The 17719-nt window shown below is 56.3% G+C and carries 16 protein-coding genes; 7 read left to right on the forward strand and 9 right to left on the reverse strand.

Annotation, left to right across the window (positions count from 1 at the left end; all coding sequences use genetic code 11):
- Positions 1–12: 12 nt before the first annotated feature.
- The 3 genes from adk (at position 13) to L3069_RS05210 (ending at position 3111) form a co-directional block, all read left to right on the forward strand.
- Entirely contained in the window at positions 13–657 is a 645-nt protein-coding gene (gene adk, locus L3069_RS05200) for an adenylate kinase (protein ID WP_022647279.1), read from the forward strand.
- A 124-nt stretch (positions 658–781) separates the two neighbouring features.
- The gene (gene hemH, locus L3069_RS05205; protein WP_017383216.1) at positions 782–1744 is read left to right on the forward strand and encodes a ferrochelatase; all 963 of its coding nucleotides are present in this window, start codon (positions 782–784) and stop codon (positions 1742–1744) included.
- 62 nt (positions 1745–1806) lie between these two features.
- Positions 1807–3111 (forward strand): inosine/guanosine kinase, encoded by a 1305-nt coding sequence (locus L3069_RS05210; protein WP_038415543.1) that lies wholly within the window; start codon positions 1807–1809, stop codon positions 3109–3111.
- Between the two features lie 106 nt (positions 3112–3217).
- On the opposite strand, the gene ybaL is transcribed toward L3069_RS05210, so the two are convergent.
- Together ybaL and L3069_RS05220 are read right to left on the reverse strand one after the other, a co-directional pair.
- Complete coding sequence (gene ybaL, locus L3069_RS05215; protein ID WP_022647281.1) at positions 3218–4894, reverse strand: YbaL family putative K(+) efflux transporter; 1677 nt, start codon at positions 4892–4894, stop codon at positions 3218–3220.
- A 232-nt stretch (positions 4895–5126) separates the two neighbouring features.
- The gene (locus L3069_RS05220; protein WP_022647282.1) at positions 5127–6347 is read right to left on the reverse strand and encodes an MFS transporter; all 1221 of its coding nucleotides are present in this window, start codon (positions 6345–6347) and stop codon (positions 5127–5129) included.
- A gap of 164 nt (positions 6348–6511) precedes the next feature.
- Between L3069_RS05220 and ushA the strand changes: the two genes are divergently transcribed.
- A complete protein-coding gene (ushA, locus tag L3069_RS05225; RefSeq protein WP_023305601.1) occupies positions 6512–8164 on the forward strand; it encodes a bifunctional UDP-sugar hydrolase/5'-nucleotidase UshA in 1653 nt (550 codons plus the stop codon).
- A gap of 92 nt (positions 8165–8256) precedes the next feature.
- Here the strand turns inward: ushA and ybaK are convergent, their stop codons facing one another.
- From ybaK to copA, 3 genes are all read right to left on the reverse strand, one after another.
- Positions 8257–8736 carry a Cys-tRNA(Pro)/Cys-tRNA(Cys) deacylase YbaK gene (gene ybaK / locus L3069_RS05230; protein ID WP_010428207.1) on the reverse strand — a complete coding sequence of 160 codons (480 nt, stop codon included), beginning with the start codon at positions 8734–8736 and terminating at the stop codon, positions 8257–8259.
- Between the two features lie 198 nt (positions 8737–8934).
- Complete coding sequence (locus L3069_RS05235; protein WP_023299471.1) at positions 8935–9729, reverse strand: TraB/GumN family protein; 795 nt, start codon at positions 9727–9729, stop codon at positions 8935–8937.
- 103 nt (positions 9730–9832) lie between these two features.
- Positions 9833–12331 carry a copper-exporting P-type ATPase CopA gene (gene copA / locus L3069_RS05240; protein WP_038415546.1) on the reverse strand — a complete coding sequence of 833 codons (2499 nt, stop codon included), beginning with the start codon at positions 12329–12331 and terminating at the stop codon, positions 9833–9835.
- A 108-nt stretch (positions 12332–12439) separates the two neighbouring features.
- On the opposite strand from copA, the gene cueR reads away from it, so the two are divergent.
- Positions 12440–12850, forward strand: coding sequence for a Cu(I)-responsive transcriptional regulator (gene cueR, locus L3069_RS05245; RefSeq protein WP_017383222.1), 411 nt, complete (start codon positions 12440–12442; stop codon positions 12848–12850).
- Here the strand turns inward: cueR and L3069_RS05250 are convergent.
- The 3 genes from L3069_RS05250 to L3069_RS05260 all read right to left on the reverse strand — a co-directional run bounded on the left by L3069_RS05250 (position 12847) and on the right by L3069_RS05260 (position 15219).
- Positions 12847–13299 (reverse strand): NfeD family protein, encoded by a 453-nt coding sequence (locus L3069_RS05250; protein ID WP_023299473.1) that lies wholly within the window; start codon positions 13297–13299, stop codon positions 12847–12849. The genes cueR and L3069_RS05250 overlap by 4 nt on opposite strands.
- Positions 13296–14210 (reverse strand): SPFH domain-containing protein, encoded by a 915-nt coding sequence (locus L3069_RS05255; protein WP_003858941.1) that lies wholly within the window; start codon positions 14208–14210, stop codon positions 13296–13298. Before L3069_RS05255 ends, L3069_RS05250 begins: the two co-directional genes overlap by 4 nt.
- Positions 14211–14364: 154 nt before the next feature.
- Positions 14365–15219: a hypothetical protein gene (locus L3069_RS05260; RefSeq protein ID WP_038415548.1), complete on the reverse strand. Its 855-nt coding sequence runs from the start codon at positions 15217–15219 to the stop codon at positions 14365–14367.
- Positions 15220–15361: 142 nt separating this feature from the next.
- Between L3069_RS05260 and fetA the strand changes: the two genes are divergently transcribed.
- Together fetA and fetB are read left to right on the forward strand one after the other, a co-directional pair.
- Positions 15362–16033, forward strand: coding sequence for an iron ABC transporter ATP-binding protein FetA (fetA, locus tag L3069_RS05265; RefSeq protein ID WP_023305606.1), 672 nt, complete (start codon positions 15362–15364; stop codon positions 16031–16033).
- Positions 16026–16808: an iron export ABC transporter permease subunit FetB gene (fetB, locus tag L3069_RS05270; protein ID WP_022647290.1), complete on the forward strand. Its 783-nt coding sequence runs from the start codon at positions 16026–16028 to the stop codon at positions 16806–16808. The genes fetA and fetB overlap by 8 nt, the downstream gene beginning before the upstream one ends.
- Before the next feature lie 49 nt (positions 16809–16857).
- Here fetB and L3069_RS05275 read toward each other — a convergent pair whose 3' ends face one another.
- Positions 16858–17712: a co-chaperone YbbN gene (locus L3069_RS05275; RefSeq protein ID WP_022647291.1), complete on the reverse strand. Its 855-nt coding sequence runs from the start codon at positions 17710–17712 to the stop codon at positions 16858–16860.
- Between the last annotated feature and the right edge of the window lie 7 nt (positions 17713–17719).

The following is a 17719-nucleotide window of genomic DNA, read 5'->3' on the forward strand; positions in this document are numbered from 1 at the left end:
GGGATTTTCGCAATGCGTATTATTCTGCTTGGCGCTCCGGGCGCGGGTAAGGGAACTCAGGCTCAGTTCATCATGGAGAAATACGGTATTCCGCAAATCTCTACTGGTGACATGCTGCGTGCCGCTGTTAAATCTGGCTCCGAGCTGGGCAAACAAGCTAAAGACATCATGGACGCAGGCAAGCTGGTGACCGACGAACTGGTTATCGCGCTGGTAAAAGAGCGCATTGCTCAGGAAGACTGCCGCAATGGTTTCCTGCTGGACGGCTTCCCGCGCACCATTCCTCAGGCTGACGCCATGAAAGAAGCGGGCATCAACGTGGATTACGTGCTGGAGTTCGATGTACCGGACGAACTGATCGTTGACCGTATCGTTGGCCGTCGCGTGCACGCTGCCTCTGGCCGCGTTTACCACATCAAATTCAACCCGCCTAAGGTTGAAGGCAAAGACGACGTGACCGGCGAAGAGCTGACCACCCGTAAAGACGACCAGGAAGAAACCGTGCGTAAACGCCTGGTGGAATACCATCAGATGACCGCACCGCTGATCGGCTACTACTCCAAAGAGGCGCAGGCGGGTAACACCAAATACGCGAAAGTTGACGGCACCAAAGCCGTGGCTGACGTACGTGCAGAGCTGGAAAAAATCCTCGGCTAAGCGCACCTCTCTCACCCGGAGCCCCGGGTGAGAAAAATTCTCATCTTACCTATTACAGCAATGGGTTTCGTTTAAACGCATTTCCGCTACAATTGACAGCCTATCAAATGGTTAAGAGGCGTGAATGAGTCAGGCGAAAACCGGCATCCTGCTTGCCAATCTGGGCACCCCAGAAGCACCTACTCCAGCGGCGGTAAAACGCTACCTGCGACAATTTTTAAGCGACACGCGCGTCGTGGATACCCCAAGACTGCTGTGGTGGCCACTGCTGCGTGGTGTCATTCTGCCGATTCGTTCTCCGCGTGTAGCAAAGCTCTATCAGTCCGTGTGGATGGAAGAAGGCTCGCCGCTGATGGTCTACAGCCGTCGTCAGGAGAAGGCGCTGGCCGCCCGTCTGCCGGACATGCCCGTTGCGCTCGGTATGAGCTACGGTAAGCCATCCCTGGAAAGCGCCGTCGACTCTCTTCTGGCGCAGGGCGTTGAACACATTGTGGTGCTGGCCCTTTATCCGCAGTATTCGTGCTCCACGGTGGCTGCCGTCTGGGACGAACTGGCACGCATTCTGGCGACCCGCCGCCGTATACCGGGCATCACCTTTATCCGCGACTACGCCGATAACGAGCTGTACATTCAGGCGCTTGCCAGCAGCGCGCGCGCGTCGTTTGAAAAACACGGCGAGCCGGATCTGCTGCTGCTCTCCTATCACGGTATTCCGCAGCGTTTCGCGAACGAAGGGGACGATTACCCCCAGCGTTGCCGCGATACCACCCGCGAGCTGGTCTCCGCCCTCGGCCTGCCGCCTGAGAAGGTGATGATGACCTTCCAGTCGCGCTTCGGTCGTGAACCGTGGTTGACCCCGTATACTGATGAAACGCTAAAAATGCTGGGCGAGAAGGGCGTGAAGCACATTCAGGTTATGTCGCCGGGCTTCTCGGCGGATTGTCTGGAAACGCTGGAAGAGATTGCCGTCCAGAACAAAGAGTTCTTCATGGAGGCCGGCGGAACAAAATACGAATACATTCCTGCGCTTAACGACTCCCCTGAACACATCGATATGATGGTGTCACTGGTCACCACCCGCCGCTGATCGCGTTACGGGCCGGGTTTGTGCTACCATTCCCGGCCCGTATTCTTTGCACAGTTCAGACCATGAAATTTCCCGGTAAACGTAAGTCCAAACACTATTTCCCCGTCGATGCCCGCGATCCGCTGTTACAGCAAATTCAGCAGGAAAGCGAAACCAGCGCTGCCTGGGTGGTCGGTATCGATCAGACGCTGGTGGACATTGAAGCCAAAGTGGATGATGCGTTTGTCGCACGTTACGGTCTGAGCGCCGGGCACTCGCTGGTGATTGAGGATGACGTTGCCGAAGCGCTGTATCAGGACCTGATGCGCGAAAATCTTATCACCCACCAGTTTGCTGGCGGCACCATCGGTAACACCATGCACAACTACTCCGTTCTGGCAGACGACCGCTCGGTGCTGCTTGGCGTGATGTGCAGCAATATCGAAATCGGTGGCTACGCCTACCGCTACCTGTGCAATACCTCCAGCCGCACCGATCTGAACTATTTGCAGGGCGTTGACGGGCCGATTGGTCGTTGCTTTACGCTGATAAGCGATTCCGGCGAGCGTACCTTTGCCATCAGCCCCGGCTATATGAACAAGCTGCGCGCTGAAAGTATCCCGGAAGAGGTGATCGCGGGCGCGTCTGCGCTGGTGTTGACGTCTTATCTGGTGCGCTGCAAGCCGGGCGAACCAATGCCGGACGCAACCATGAAGGCAATTGAGTATGCGAAGAAATACAACGTGCCTGTGGTTCTGACGCTGGGCACCAAATTCGTCATTGCCGACAACCCGGAGTGGTGGCAGGCCTTCCTGAAAGAACACGTCTCGATTCTGGCGATGAATGAAGAAGAAGCCGAAGCGCTGACCGGCGAAAGCGATCCGCTGCTGGCGTCTGATAAGGCGCTGGACTGGGTGGATCTGGTGCTCTGCACCGCCGGGCCGGTCGGGCTGTACATGGCGGGCTTCACGGAAGAAGAGAGCAAGCGGAAAACCCAGCACCCGCTGCTGCCGGGCGCTATCGCCGAATTTAACCAGTACGAGTTCAGCCGCGCCATGCGTCATAAAGACTGCATCAACCCGCTGCGTATCTTCTCCCACATTGCACCGTATATGGGTGGCCCCGAGAAGATCATGAACACCAACGGCGCGGGCGACGGCGCGCTGGCCGCGCTGCTGCACGACATCACCGCTAACGCCTACCACAAAACCAATGTGCCGAATTCCAGCAAACACACCTTCAACTGGCTGACCTATTCCTCGCTGGCGCAGGTGTGCAAGTACGCGAACCGCGTGAGTTATCAGGTGCTGAACCAGCATTCACCGCGCTTAACGCGTGGGCTGCCGGAACGGGAAGACAGCCTCGAAGAGGCGTATTGGGACAGGTAAAAGAAGACCCCTCACCCTGGCCCTCTCCCCAAAGGGGAGAGGGAACTTGAACACCCTCTCCCCTTTGGGGAGAGGGCTGGGGTGAGGGGACCAGGCCGCACAAAACTTACCCCGTCACTGCCTCTTCAACCGGCGGCTTCGTCAGCATTGTCAGCATCGTATTCGCAATCTCACGCTCACCCATCACCACCTGATTCGCGCCGCGCTCGGTAATGTACTCCACTTCGTCATCATAATGGGCGCGGGCTATGATTTCGATATGCGGGCATTTTTCACGGGCTGTGGCGACAATCTCGCCAGCCTCGTAACCGTTCGGGATAGTGAGCAGCAGCCAGCGAGCGCAGTCCAGATGCGCCAGATTCATAATCTCTTCGTTAGCCGCGTTGCCCAGCACCGCGCGGATGCCGCGTTCGCGAAGTTCGTCGACGCGGGTGCGTGACGTTTCAATCACTACAAGTGGAATGCCCTGAGCCATCAGTTTTTCACCCAGCAGGCTGCCGACGCGGCCAAAACCGACCAGCAGCGCGTGGTTGCAGATATCCACCGGGATCTGTTTCTCTTCTTCTGTCGCCTCTTCCAGCGTCAGCTCTTCGAGGGTTTCGGTCTTCTCGAGATATTTCTCCAGCAGGGCAAACAATACCGGGTTCAACATGATGGAGAGGATCGCCCCCGCCAGCACCAGATTTTGCCCAGCCTGTGGCAGCAGATTCAGGGCCATTCCCAGACCAGCCAGAATAAAGGCGAACTCGCCAATCTGCGCCAGGCTGGCGGCGATGGTCAGCGCCGTGCGCGGCGAGTGACCGAACATCCGCACCAGGAAGAAGGCGGCAACGGACTTACCAAAGATGATGATTGCCAGCGTACCCAGCACGGCCAGCGGCTGCTGGATGAGGATCATCGGGTCGAACAGCATCCCGACGGAGACAAAGAACAGCACCGCGAACGCATCACGTAGTGGCAGAGTATCGTGCGCGGCACGGTGGCTCAGCTCGGACTCGTTCAGCACCATCCCGGCGAAGAACGCGCCCAGCGCAAAGGAGACGTCAAACAGCTCGACAGCGCCAAAGGCAATGCCCAGCGCCAGCGCAAGGACCGAAAGCGTGAACAGTTCACGCGAGCCGGTGGCGGCGCTGCGGGACATGATCCACGGCACCAGACGGCGGCCCACCAGCATCATGATGGCAATAAACGCCACAACCTTACCGATGGTAATGCTCATATCCAGCGCCAGCGAAGCGAAGCCGATATTCTCTTTTTCCATCATCCCGGCGACGGCGGGCAGCAGTACCAGCGTCAACACCATCACCAGATCTTCAACTATCAGCCAGCCAATCGCGATTTGCCCGCGCTGGCTGTCTATTAGCTGTCTCTCTTCAAGCGCGCGCAGCAGCACCACGGTACTAGCGGTTGAAAGACACAGCCCAAATACTATACCGGTCATGATTGACCAGCCCAGCACCGCCGAAAGCGCCATGCCCAGCAGCGTCGCCACCCCTATCTGGGCGATCGCTCCCGGTATGGCGATCGACTTTACCGCCATCAGATCCTTCAGGGAAAAATGCAGTCCGACGCCAAACATCAGCAGGATAACGCCCAGTTCCGCCAGCTCCGGTGCAAGTTTGGTATCTGCGACAAAACCCGGCGTAAAGGGTCCTGCCAGCACGCCCGCTAACAAATAGCCTACCAGGGGCGAAATACGCAGTTTGTTGGCAATCATGCCGAGGATAAAAGCGAGCACAAGTCCACCAACAATGGTGGTGATAAGCGGTGTGGCGTGGTGCATTCCGTCTCCTTTCGCGATGGGTGATCCATTTTTGGTGCAAATACCAAAAAGCCGATTAATAGTTTATGACAATTTTTACGCTTATGTTTATGAATAATTGTTGAAATCACAATAAAAAGGCAATAAGCACGAAAAAAGGCAGATTTTGATAAATTTGCTGAGGGGAGGGGGAGGAAAGCCTTATGGCATCAGGTTATCCGGCTGCCAAAGTTTAACTTTGGCAGCCATGAAGTTACGCTTTATGACGGTTGTCAGGCAGGAATATGGTCAACATCCCCAGAAGTGGCAGGAAAGCGCAGATTTTATAGACCAGGAAGATGCTGGTGTGGTCTGCAACCATCCCTAACACGGCGGCGCCAAGGCCGCCCATGCCAAAGGCAAAACCGAAAAAGAGACCGGAAACCATACCGATACGTCCCGGCAGCAGCTCCTGCGCATAGACCAGAATGGCTGAAAACGCCGACGCGAGAATAAAACCAATAATCACTGTCAATATTCCGGTCCATTCCAGCGTTGCGTACGGTAAAACAAGCGTAAACGGCGCAACGCCGAGGATAGAGCCCCAAATCACATATTTACGTCCGATTTTATCTCCCACAGGGCCGCCAATCACCGTGCCTGCCGCCACCGCAAACAGGAAGGCAAAGAGATGGAACTGGGCGTTTTGTACCGATAATCCGAATTTTTGCATCAGATAGAAGGTGTAATAGCTGCTAATGCTCGCCATATAGAAATATTTCGAGAAAATCAGCACCAGCAACACGCTGACGGCAAGGATCACCTTATTACGCGGAAGGGGATTGGTTATCTTCGCGACAGGTTTTCCCTTATTTACGCGGTGCTGCGCGGCATACCAGCGGCTGATTTGCGCCAGGACGACAATCGCCAGCAGCGCGGCCAGCACAAACCACGCCACGTTGCCTTTGCCGTAAGGCGCGATAATTACCGCCGCCAGCAGAGGACCGAGGGAGCTACCAAAGTTCCCCCCCACCTGGAACAGAGACTGCGCCAGCCCGTGGCGTCCGCCGGAGGCCATACGCGCCACGCGGGACGATTCCGGATGGAACACCGATGAACCGGTTCCTACCAGCGCCGCGGCAACCAGTACCGCCTCAAAGCTGCCCGCCATGGCCAGCAGCACCAGCCCGCTCAGGGTGAAGCACATCCCAATGGGCAGCGACCATGGCATCGGGTATTTGTCCGTCCAGTAGCCCACCACCGGCTGTAGCAGCGAAGAGGCCAGCTGGAAGGTCAGGGTAATCATCCCGATCTGCACGAAGGTTAATGAGAACTCAGACTGCAACAGCGGGTAGATCGCCAGAATCAGCGACTGGATCATGTCGTTGAGCAGATGAGAGAGACTGATTGCGCCTAATACTTTGAAGGAAGTGCGCGATTTCGGCGGCGACGCCGGAACGCCCTGAACAGGCTGGGTTGATTCACTGATTGCCATAAATACCACGTCAATTTGTAATTAGAGATGCAGGGAGTAATTATTATCCGACTAACATACCCGTCCGTGACATTTGAAGAAAGTCGCAATTCTGAAAACTTATTTGTCTATTCTTGTGAGTCACTGTAATTTTTGCGTTTGTCTATGGGTCAGGGAGAGAGAAGATGAAGTTAATAAAGCGTGGCGTCGCGCTGGCGCTCATCGCCGCATGGGGGCTGACAAGCCTGCCCGCGCAGGCGTATGAAAAAGATAAAACCTATAAAATTACCATTCTGCATACTAACGATCATCACGGCCATTTCTGGCGCAGCGAATACGGTGAATATGGCCTGGCGGCGCAAAAAACGCTGGTGGACGGCATTCGTAAAGAGGTCTCGGCTCAGGGCGGCAGCGTGCTGTTGCTGTCGGGCGGGGATATTAATACCGGCGTACCGGAATCTGATTTGCAGGATGCCGAGCCTGATTTCCGCGGCATGAATTTAATTGGTTACGACGCGATGGCGGTCGGAAACCACGAGTTTGATAACCCGCTGAGCGTATTGCGCCAGCAGGAAAAGTGGTCCAAATTTCCGTTCCTTTCCGCCAATATTTATCAGAAAAGCACCGGCGAGCGCCTGTTTAAACCGTGGGCGCTGTTTAAGCGTCAGGATCTGAAGATCGCGGTCATCGGCTTAACCACCGACGATACGGCCAAAATTGGCAACCCTGAATTTTTCACCGACATCGAATTCCGTAAACCGGCGGACGAAGCGAAGCTGGTGATCCAGGAGTTGCAGCAGAATGAAAAACCGGATGTGATTATCGCTACCACCCACATGGGGCATTACGACAACGGTCAGCACGGCTCTAACGCGCCGGGCGACGTGGAGATGGCGCGCAGCCTTCCTGCGGGCTCGCTGGCGATGATTGTGGGCGGTCATTCGCAGGATCCGGTCTGCATGGCTTCTGAGAATAAAAAGCAGGTAGATTATGTGCCCGGCACGCCGTGCGCGCCGGATCGTCAGAACGGTATCTGGATTGTACAGGCCCACGAGTGGGGTAAATACGTTGGCCGTGCGGATTTCGAATTCCGTAACGGCGAGATGAAGCTGGTGCACTATCAGCTCATCCCGGTCAACCTGAAGAAGAAAGTGACCTACCCGGACGGCAAAAGCGAGCGGGTACTCTACACGCCAGAGATCGCTGAAAACCAGCAGATGCTCTCCCTGCTGACGCCGTTCCAGAGCAAAGGGAAAGCGCAGCTGGACGTGAAGATAGGCACGCTTAACGGACGACTGGAAGGGGACCGCAGCAAAGTCCGCTTCGTACAAACCAACATGGGGCGTCTGGTGCTGGCCGCGCAGATGGCGCGCACGAATGCGGATTTCGGCGTGATGAGCGGCGGCGGTATTCGTGATTCCATCGAAGGCGGAAACATCACCTATAAAGACGTGCTCAAAGTGCAGCCGTTTGGCAACGTGGTGGTGTATGCGGACATGAGCGGGAAAGAGGTAATTGACTACCTGACCGCCGTGGCGCAGATGAAGCCGGACTCCGGAGCGTATCCGCAGTTTGCTAACGTCAGCTTCGTCGCGAAGGACGGTAAGCTCAACGATCTCAAAATCAAAGGCGAACCTGTTGATCCGGCGAAAACCTACCGCCTGGCAACGTTAAGCTTTAACGCCACCGGCGGCGACGGCTATCCGCATATCGATAACAAACCGGGCTATGTAAATACCGGGTTTATTGATGCGGAAGTGTTAAAGCAGTTTATCCAGCAAAATTCACCGATTGACGTGAACGCGTATGAGCCGAAGGGCGAGGTGAGCTGGCAGTAGAGCGGGTGTGTTGTGCCGGGTGGCGGCTACGCCTTACCCGGCCTACATTCGAATCGTAGGCCCGGTATGCGCAGCGCCACCGGGCAATTTTCTCAATCCCTGCGCGCAATATCCGCAAATTTCGCGTCCAGCATTTTCGCCAGATCGCCTGCGGCCAGTTCGATATCCAGCCCGCGTTTGCCGCCAGAAATATAGATCGTCTCAAATTCCTGCGAAGGCGCATCGATCAGGGTCGGCAGACGCTTTTTCTGGCCGAGCGGGCTGATCCCGCCGACCAGATAACCCGTAGTGCGTTGCGCAACCATCGGGTCTGCCATATCGACCTTTTTCGCTCCCAGCGCTTTGGCCACTTTCTTCAGATCAAGCTGTCCGGCGACGGGCGTCACTGCCACGGCGAGGTGCTTCATATCGCCATTCACCGCGACCAGCAGCGTTTTGTATACCTGGTCCGCGTTCAGCCCCAGCTTGCGCACCACTTCATCACCAAAGTTGGTTTCGTTCGGATCGTGATCGTAGGTGTGGATCCGGAAAGAAATTTTGTTTTTTTCGAGTAATTTAACGGCGGGAGTCATGGCTATCCTTCTTACGACAGACGGTTCATGCCAGCAGCATACGCCTGACGTTTGTCTAAAAAATAGCACCATCTTGCGCAATAGTATTGGCAGTGATGGTTACTTTGAGCGACAATCGGCGTAGCCGAAGGTCACTTCGGTATAATAAAAACGATGAAATTCCTCTTTGACGGGCCAATAGAAATATTGGCCATTTTTTTATTTCAGCAGCGACGGCAAATTCCCTTCTCCGTACAAATGCAACGCGCCAACCGCGACAACATAACGACCGGCAGGCAGGGCATACAGCGTCTCCCGCCACGCCTGGTTGCGCGCGTTCATCAGCACATCATACAACGATTCACTGAACGTCGACGGTAACGCCAGCTTACCGTCTGCGGGCGGCGCATCCAGCCACCAGCCAATCATCGTTTGCAGCAGACGCGCGTTGGTGTGCCAGTGGGTCAGGGTATCATCCAGCAGCATCTTGCCGTCATCAGGAAGCTGGCGAAGAAGCGCAATCTGGCTGTCCGTGCCTTCCAGTTCAATGACGGACAGGTTGCACGCCCTTGCCGCATTCAGCAGTTGATAATCGATACCGTAATCGCCGCGCAGCCCCAGGCGCTGCGCCTGGGTTGCCTGTAGCACCATGGCAATTTGCCACAGGGGCAGGGTGTCGAGCATTGAGAGCGAGACGCCGGACTCATCCGCAAGACGGGTAAGCTCAGCCAGCTGCGTCTCGTTAAGACGTTCAGCCAGGGGGCGGTCGCTTTCCAGCCCGGCAAACGGCGATTCATGGCCGGAGATGTCGGCTTCGACGATCAGCGCGTCGGCGCGCTTCAGTAGTTTAATCAGGCCGGAGGGCAGGGGGGACATATCCTGCGTGCCCATATGAATGCTTCCCACCAGGTGCAGTTGCTGCCCACCCGGAAGCGAAATATCCATACCGGGCCAGGCATAACGGCGGGGAAAAAGGGCGCGAAACGATGTTTTTATACGATTAAACAGACCCATACGCGCTCCATAAACGGAAAGGTTCATGCTAGCGCGTGGGGAAGGGGGGCGCAATAGGCGAAAGCCGGGCGGCGCTGCGCTTACCCGGCCTGCTTCCGGGATTCTACGCTTTCGGTTTAAACCGCAGCAGACGGTTAGCGTTGCTCACCACGGTAATTGACGAGAGCGCCATCGCCGCACCCGCAACAACCGGGTTCAGCAGGGTGCCGGTCAGCGGCCACAAAATCCCGGCGGCAATCGGAATGCCGAGCGAGTTATAGACGAAGGCCCCCAGCAGGTTCTGCTTCATGTTGCGCAACGTGGCTTTCGAAATCGCCAGCGCATCCGCCACGCCCATCAGGCTGTGGCGCATCAGGGTGATCGCCGCGGTTTCAATGGCGACATCGCTCCCGCCGCCCATCGCAATACCTACGTCAGCCTGCGCCAGCGCCGGGGCGTCGTTGATGCCGTCGCCGACCATCGCCACCTGACGACCATCACGTTGCAATTTCCTGATGGCGTCCGCTTTGCCATCTGGCAGTACGCCGGCTATCACCTCATCAATCCCGGCTTCTCTGGCGATGGCGTTAGCGGTAGTCGGGTTATCACCGGTTAACATCACCAGGCGATAGCCCGCGTGGTGCAGGCGTTGCAAGGCATCCACGCTGTCCTGGCGTAACGGATCGCGTACGGCCAGCAGCGCCGCCACCTGACCATTCCTCGCCAGCAGAACCGGCGTCGCGCCCTGAGAGGCCTGCGCGTTCAGCTCAGCGTCCAGCACGGACGTATCAACACCGTGTTCAGTTAGCAGTGCCTGGTTACCCAGCAGCAGCGTATGGCCTTCTGCTTCACCGCTGACCCCTAAACCGCGCAGGGTGCGGAAGTTGCTTACCTGCGGCAGACGGGCATCACCGGCTTTCTCAAGGATGGCGCGCGCCAGCGGGTGACTGGAGCCTTGTTCCAGCGCGGCGGCCAGGCGCAGGGCATCCGTCTCCGTACAGCCAATGGTATTAACGGCCACTACCTGCGGTTTGCCCTCGGTGAGCGTGCCGGTTTTGTCAAAGACGAGGGTGTCCAGCGTGCTTGCCCGTTGCAGGGCGTCAGCATCACGGACCAGTACGCCAAATTCGGCGGCGCGTCCGACGCCAGAGATAATCGACATCGGCGTGGCCAGACCAAGGGCACAAGGGCAGGCGATGATCAGTACCGTGGTGGCGATCACCAGGGTGTAGACAATCTGCGGCGCCGGGCCGAAGAAATACCAGATTGCCGCGCTCAGCAGGGCAATACCGACCACCACTGGCACAAAAATGGCGGAGATTTTATCGGCAAGCTGACCAATTTCCGGCTTACTGCTCTGCGCCTGGCGGACCATCCGAATGATGCGTGACAGTGTGGTATGGCTGCCAACGGCGCTGGCGCGGAACAGCACGCTGCCGTCCTGTACCACCGTACCCGCATGCACCGCATCGCCCTGAGATTTCTGCTGGGGGATCGGCTCACCGGTCAGCATGGCTTCATCAAGCCAGGCATCGCCCTGGGTGATTTCACCGTCGACGGGCACGCGGTCACCGGTGGTGAGACGAAGCGTCATACCGGGTTGCACCTCTGAGAGAGGAACGTTTTTTTCCCCATCGTCGGTGACCACGCGGGCCGTCGGCGGGGTTAAATCGAGTAATCTTTCCAGCGCTTTCGACGAACGCTGACGCGCGCGGGCTTCGAGCATATGGCCTAAGTTAATCAGACCTATAATCATCGCGCTCGCTTCATAATAGAGATGGCGCGCCTCCATCGGGAACCACTGCGGCCAGACGTTAACGCTCATCGAATACAGCCACGCCGCACCCGTCCCGAGCGCGACCAGCGTGTCCATCGTCGCGGTGCGGTTTTTCAGGCTCTTCCAGGCGCTGGTATAGAAATGTCCGCCTGCAAACACCATCACCGCAAGGGTAATCAGACCAATCACCAGCCACAGGGTGCGGTTGTCTGCGGTGACCATCATGTTGTCACCCATCATGCCCCACACCATCACCGGAATACCGACCAGCAGGGCGACGATCGCCTGCCAGCGGAAGCGCTTCATGGTGGCGACAGCCGTTTCCTGCTGGCGCTCGCGGCGCTCGGCATCATCTTCGATGGCCTCCGCCCCGTAGCCCGCTTTCTCCACGGCCTGCACTAAATCTGCGGCGGAGGCACTGCCCATCACCAGCGCAGTACGCTCCGCCAGGTTTACCCGTGCCTGTGCGACGCCCGGTACCGCCTGTAAGGCGTTTTGTACCCGGGAGACACAGCTGGCGCAGCTCATACCGTTGATCAGCAGCTGTTGGCTGTCATCAATATCATCAGCTACCGGAAGCTCAGGAGTGGCCGCTGTCAGTGCTTCCGACGGGGATGATGACTCTGCCAGCGGTTTAGCCTTTGGGTGGCTTAACTCCGCCCCGTAACCGGCCTGTTTAATGGTATCAATCAGCGCGTCGGCGCTGGCGCTGCCGGTCACGGCGGCATGATCGATAGTCACCTCAGCGCTTTCCACGTCAGGACGCTGCTCCAGGCTTTCTTTAACACGTTTGACACAGTGGCCGCAGGAGAGGCCGTCCAGTGTCAGGTCAATAGTGTGAGACATAACAAAACTCCCGTATAATGTTCTGGTCAATTGTTGACCTTCACTCTGCTTTTCGCTAACTGTTATGAAGGTTAAACCTTCCATCAAGGGGAAGGTCAAGGGGGAAATGTGAATATCAGCGATGTTGCGAAAAAAACCGGCTTAACCAGCAAAGCGATTCGCTTTTATGAGGAAAAAGGGCTGGTGACGCCACCGTTGCGCAGTGAGAACGGCTACCGCAGCTATACGCAGCTGCATCTTGATGAACTGACGTTACTGCGCCAGGCAAGACAGGTAGGATTTAACCTTGAAGAGTGCGGTGAGCTGGTTAACCTGTTTAACGATCCGAAACGCCACAGTGCCGACGTGAAAAAACGTACGCTGGAAAAAGTAGCGGAGATCGAACGCCATATCATCGAATTACAGGCGATGCGTGAGCAACTGCTACAGCTGGCAGAATCCTGCCCGGGAGATGACAGCGCCGAGTGCCCGATTATCGACAATCTTTCCGGCTGCTGCCACCGTAAAACCCACGCCTAACAGGCTTTAATCCGCAGGGTAATGCCTTCTACCGCAATGACCTCAACCCGCGTGCCGGCGCTGAGGTCATCATCGGCCACCACCGGCCATGAACTGTCTCCCACCCGCATATGACCGCGTCCGTTGATCAGCGCGTTATCAAGCGTAAAACGTTTACCCACGATCTGCTGCCCACGCTGATTGAGATGCGCGTCGACCGGCTTCTGCGCCTTCACCCGTTTGTTCAGCCAGCGCCACCACAGCCAGGCGGCCAGCAGCGTCAGCACGGCAAACAGCGCGCCCTGCCACTCCCAGCCGACAGGCAGCAGCCAGACGACCAGCCCGGTAATCACAGCGGCAACACCGCTCCACAGCAGATAACCGTTGCCGCCAAGCATCTCGGCGGCCAGCAGCAAGCCGCCAAGGCTTAGCCAGAACGCATGAGGATGTGCAACGATGAGCTCAATCATTTTTTACGCTCGTTTCCGCCGTCTTTGATCAACTCGGCAATTCCGGCGATAGATCCCATCAGACTGCTGGCATCCAGCGGCATCATCACCACTTTGCTGTTGTTCGCAGAGCCGATCTCCTTCAGCGCATCGGTATATTTTTGCGCGACGAAGTAGTTCACAGCCTGGATATCCCCGGCGGCAATCGCCTCGGAAACCATTTGCGTCGCGCGGGCTTCCGCTTCTGCCGAACGTTCACGCGCTTCTGCCTGGAGGAAGGCAGACTGACGGTCGCCCTCGGCTTTCAGGATCTGCGACTGTTTTTCCCCTTCCGCTTTCAGGATCTCGGCCTGACGCACCCCTTCGGCTTCAAGAATATAGGCGCGTTTGGTACGCTCGGCCTTCATCTGCGCGTTCATGGAAGCAATCAGCTCTGCTGGTGGGCGCACGTCGCGGATCTCAATGCGGGTCACTTTGATCCCCCACGGATTGGTGGCTTCATCAACAATGTGCAGCAGGCGGGTATTAATGCTGTCGCGCTGGGAGAGCATTTCGTCCAGCTCCATCGAGCCAAGCACGGTACGGATGTTGGTCATCGTCAGGTTGACGATCGCCAGCTCCAGGTTGCTCACCTCATAGGCCGCTTTCGGCGCATCAATCACCTGAATAAAGCACACCGCATCGATGGTGACGTTGGCGTTATCCTTGGAGATGACTTCCTGGGAAGGAATATCCAGCACCTGCTCCATCATGTTGATTTTACGCCCAATTCTGTCCATGAAGGGGACGATCAGGCTTAAACCCGGCTGAAGGGTATTGGTGTAGCGACCGAAACGTTCGACGGTCCACTGGTAACCCTGCGGGACAATTTTGACGCCTGCGCCCACGATAACCAGCGCAACGAAAATAAGGACAGGAACAACGATGAGCATAAAAACCTCCTGTTTTGCATGCCGTAACGAGAAAAAGTGCGTATTTGTTGAACGTAAGTATATCGGTTAACGGGCGGGATTTCGCCCCTGTAAAGAGGTGGGAACCGGACTGGTAAAATTAAAACGCCCCGCCAGGAGAGCGGGGCGCATAGCGTTACTCTTCAGACCAGGTATAGCTGAAGTCGGTGATAAACCCATCCCCGGCGTCAGCGATGGCTTTCGATAAGCCCTGATAGTATTTTTCCAGGCCGATGGCCTCTATCTGCTGGATCTGCTCGCGAATGGGCGCGCAGAACAGTACTGCATTGCCCGCTCCGACACGTTTGTTGTTCGGCGGCAGATCGCCGGTAATCCCCTTAAACCAGGTTCTGATCCCTTGCTTTAAGCTGTGCGGCGCTTTTGCAAGATCCTTCTGGCCTGTCAGCACCTGTAAGGTGGGGAACTCATTTGCATTGACGGCGGTTTTCATGCGTGCAAAGAACGCGGTAAAAAGCTCAAAAGAGCCGAGATCCGTGACGCGAGGCTTGGTGGTTTTTCCGTTTTTATTGCCCATTTTTCCGGCAGGGGCTGTAGGCGCCGGAACCACATTGACCTTATGCAGATCCAGACCAAACAGCAGATTGCAGTGCGCCCGGCGCTCTTTAAGCGGGTAGGACATTAGCACGTCAATAAACGCCGTCGCCTTCACATCGGCCAGGTCATGGTTAATCAGCCATTGCGAGCGGGCAAATTCCGCGGGGGAAACGAACCAGTCCGGCACCTCAGTAAAGCGTCTGGATTTACCCTTGCCGTCAAACTCGAGAAAGTAAGCCCCATCATCGAAAGCAAAATAGCAGTTTTTAAAGCTTCCGATCGTGGTGTTAACGATGAGCGCCTTCTTAACAAAATCGACCACCTCTGCACCCATGACAAAACGCGTGAGTTCAGAAGAATTGATGGCTTCCATTAATGTTTCCACATCTGGAACACCAGGCTTCAGGGAAGAGAACTCATAAAAGATATGTGTCATGTTGCTGACTTCCTGTAGTTATAGAGGTGACAATTACCGAACAAAAAGTTTAACACTTGCGATAGGTTAAGGCTATTCGCGCAGCGTAGCGGAAAGGATTATGCTAAAGGCTGTTCTTATCACAGCGGTTAACGGAATCGGAATGAATAATAAAAAAAATCTTCTGGATATCAGGGATGTTGGCTTTCGTGTGGGTGATAACACCATCCTTCAGCACGTCGATTTTTGTCTCTCTCCGGGCGAATTTAAACTCATAACCGGCCCCTCCGGCTGCGGCAAAAGCACCCTCCTGAAAATCGTGGCTTCGCTACTGAGTCCAACGGAGGGAACCATCCTGTTTGAAGGGAAAGATATCGCCACGCTTACACCGGAAAGCTATCGCCAGCAGGTGTCATACTGCGTGCAAACGCCGTCCCTGTTTGGCGACACGGTGTACGACAATCTGGTTTTCCCCTGGCACATCCGCAACCAAACGCCCGATCCGAAAAAGTTTGCGGACGATCTGACCCGTTTTGGGCTTCCGCCGGAGACGCTGACCAAATCGACTGCCGAACTGTCAGGCGGGGAAAAGCAGCGCGTCTCGCTGATCCGTAACCTGCAATTCCTGCCGAAGGTGCTTTTGCTGGATGAAATCACCAGCGCGCTGGATGACGCTAACAAGCGCAACGTCAATGAGATTATTCATCGCTACGTCCGTGAACAGGATATTGCCGTGCTGTGGGTGACGCACGATTCAAACGAAATTAGCCATGCGGATGATGTCATCACGCTCAGGCCGCAGGGCGGGAAAATGGAGGAGGCTCACCGTGGGTGAACATAACATAACCAACGAATCGCTGGCGCTGTCGATGGTCCTGGTGCTGGTGGCGATTGTGGTCAGCTACCGGGAGAAGCTGGGGCTGGAAAAAGATATTCTGTGGAGTATCGTTCGCGCGGTCATTCAGCTCATCATCGTCGGCTATGTGCTGAAATACATCTTCAACGTCAATCATGCCGTGCTGACCCTGTTGATGGTGCTGTTTATCTGCTTTAACGCGGCATGGAACGCGCAGAAACGCAGTAAATACATCGATAAAGCGTTCCTCTCGTCGTTTATTGCCATCACCACCGGGACCGCGTTAACGCTGGCGGTACTGGTGCTCTCCGGCTCGATAGAGTTTACGCCGATGCAGGTGATTCCCATTTCCGGGATGATTGCGGGCAATGCGATGGTGGCGGTCGGGTTATGCTACAACAATCTGGGGCAACGCTTCAGCAGTGAACAGCAACAGCTTCAGGAGAAGCTAAGCCTGGGCGCGACGCCGAAGGTGGCCTCGGCGCGGTTGATCCGCGACAGCATTCGTTCATCGCTGATCCCAACGGTGGATTCCGCCAAAACCGTGGGTCTGGTGAGCCTGCCGGGCATGATGTCGGGGCTGATTTTTGCCGGTATCGATCCGGTAAAAGCGATTAAATACCAGATTATGGTGACGTTTATGCTGCTCTCTACGGCGAGCCTGTCGACGATTATTGCCTGCTATCTGACCTATCGGAAGTTTTACAACGCGCGCCACCAGCTGGTGGTGACGCAGTTGAAAAAGACGGGGTAATATCGGCTTTTGTAGGCCCGGCAAGCGTTAGCGCCACCGGGCATTTTTGTTAGTATAGCAATGCGTACAGCTGACGACGATACTTAGACGCCAGCGCGTCACCGGTGCCGAGCGCGGCCAGGATCTCCTGGAACATCTTTCGCGCCTGACCGTCTGCGGCGCCCAGGTCCTTCTGAAGGTGGCTAAACAGCAGCTCCAGCGCCTCTTCATTACGCCCCACCTGGTGAAGCTGAAGCGCCAGCTGGCTTGCCAGCGCGGCATCCGCCGGGTTGTCCGCCACCTGCTGCTGAAGTTGCTGAATTTCAGGGGTATCCGCCGCCTGTTTCAGCAGGTCAATCTGCGCCACCAGGCCCTGATAGCGGGTGTCCTGATCCTGCATCGGCACCGTTTTCAGCACGGCTTCCGCGTCTTCGGGGCGGTGCAGCGCAATCTGGGTCTCTGCCAGCAGCAGACCAATCTGGCTGTTCTGGTTCGACAGCTGCCACGCGTCTTTTAACAGCGGCAGCGCCTCGTCGTACTTGCCTTCCTGCATCAGCGCCATGGCTTCCTGCGCTTTCAGCTCTTCTTCGCGCGGCAGGACTTTATCCAGCAGGGCGCGGATCGCCTCTTCCGGCTGCGGCCCCTGGAAGCCATCCACCGGCTGACCGTTCTGGAACAGGTAGACGGTTGGGATCGCACGCAGGCCAAACTGGGAAGCCACCATCGGTTCGGCGTCACAATCCAGCTTCGCCAGAATGAATTGACCGTTGTACTGCGCGGCAAGGCTTTCCAGGACCGGCGTCAGCTGCAGGCAGTGTTGGCTGCGTTCAGACCAGAAGTAGAACAGCACCGGTGTAGTCATTGACTGTTCGAGTGTCTGTTGCAGGTTAGCTTCAGTTATGTTGACGATATTCTGTACGGACATGCGGCAT

Source organism: Enterobacter cloacae complex sp. ECL411 (assembly GCF_021869665.1).
In the GTDB taxonomy this organism is placed as follows: Bacteria; Pseudomonadota; Gammaproteobacteria; order Enterobacterales; family Enterobacteriaceae; genus Enterobacter; species Enterobacter intestinihominis.

Bases quoted from the DNA above. Each gene is read 5' to 3' on its own strand.
- adk (WP_022647279.1), top strand. From the start codon at position 13: ATGCGTATTATTCTGCTTGGCGCTCCGGGCGCGGGTAAGGGAACTCAG.
- hemH (WP_017383216.1), top strand. From the start codon at position 782: ATGAGTCAGGCGAAAACCGGCATCCTGCTTGCCAATCTGGGCACCCCA.
- L3069_RS05210 (WP_038415543.1), top strand. From the start codon at position 1,807: ATGAAATTTCCCGGTAAACGTAAGTCCAAACACTATTTCCCCGTCGAT.
- ybaL (WP_022647281.1), bottom strand. From the start codon at position 4,894: ATGCACCACGCCACACCGCTTATCACCACCATTGTTGGTGGACTTGTG.
- L3069_RS05220 (WP_022647282.1), bottom strand. From the start codon at position 6,347: ATGGCAATCAGTGAATCAACCCAGCCTGTTCAGGGCGTTCCGGCGTCG.
- ushA (WP_023305601.1), top strand. From the start codon at position 6,512: ATGAAGTTAATAAAGCGTGGCGTCGCGCTGGCGCTCATCGCCGCATGG.
- ybaK (WP_010428207.1), bottom strand. From the start codon at position 8,736: ATGACTCCCGCCGTTAAATTACTCGAAAAAAACAAAATTTCTTTCCGG.
- L3069_RS05235 (WP_023299471.1), bottom strand. From the start codon at position 9,729: ATGGGTCTGTTTAATCGTATAAAAACATCGTTTCGCGCCCTTTTTCCC.
- copA (WP_038415546.1), bottom strand. From the start codon at position 12,331: ATGTCTCACACTATTGACCTGACACTGGACGGCCTCTCCTGCGGCCAC.
- L3069_RS05250 (WP_023299473.1), bottom strand. From the start codon at position 13,299: ATGATTGAGCTCATCGTTGCACATCCTCATGCGTTCTGGCTAAGCCTT.
- L3069_RS05255 (WP_003858941.1), bottom strand. From the start codon at position 14,210: ATGCTCATCGTTGTTCCTGTCCTTATTTTCGTTGCGCTGGTTATCGTG.
- L3069_RS05260 (WP_038415548.1), bottom strand. From the start codon at position 15,219: ATGACACATATCTTTTATGAGTTCTCTTCCCTGAAGCCTGGTGTTCCA.
- fetA (WP_023305606.1), top strand. From the start codon at position 15,362: ATGAATAATAAAAAAAATCTTCTGGATATCAGGGATGTTGGCTTTCGT.
- L3069_RS05275 (WP_022647291.1), bottom strand. From the start codon at position 17,712: ATGTCCGTACAGAATATCGTCAACATAACTGAAGCTAACCTGCAACAG.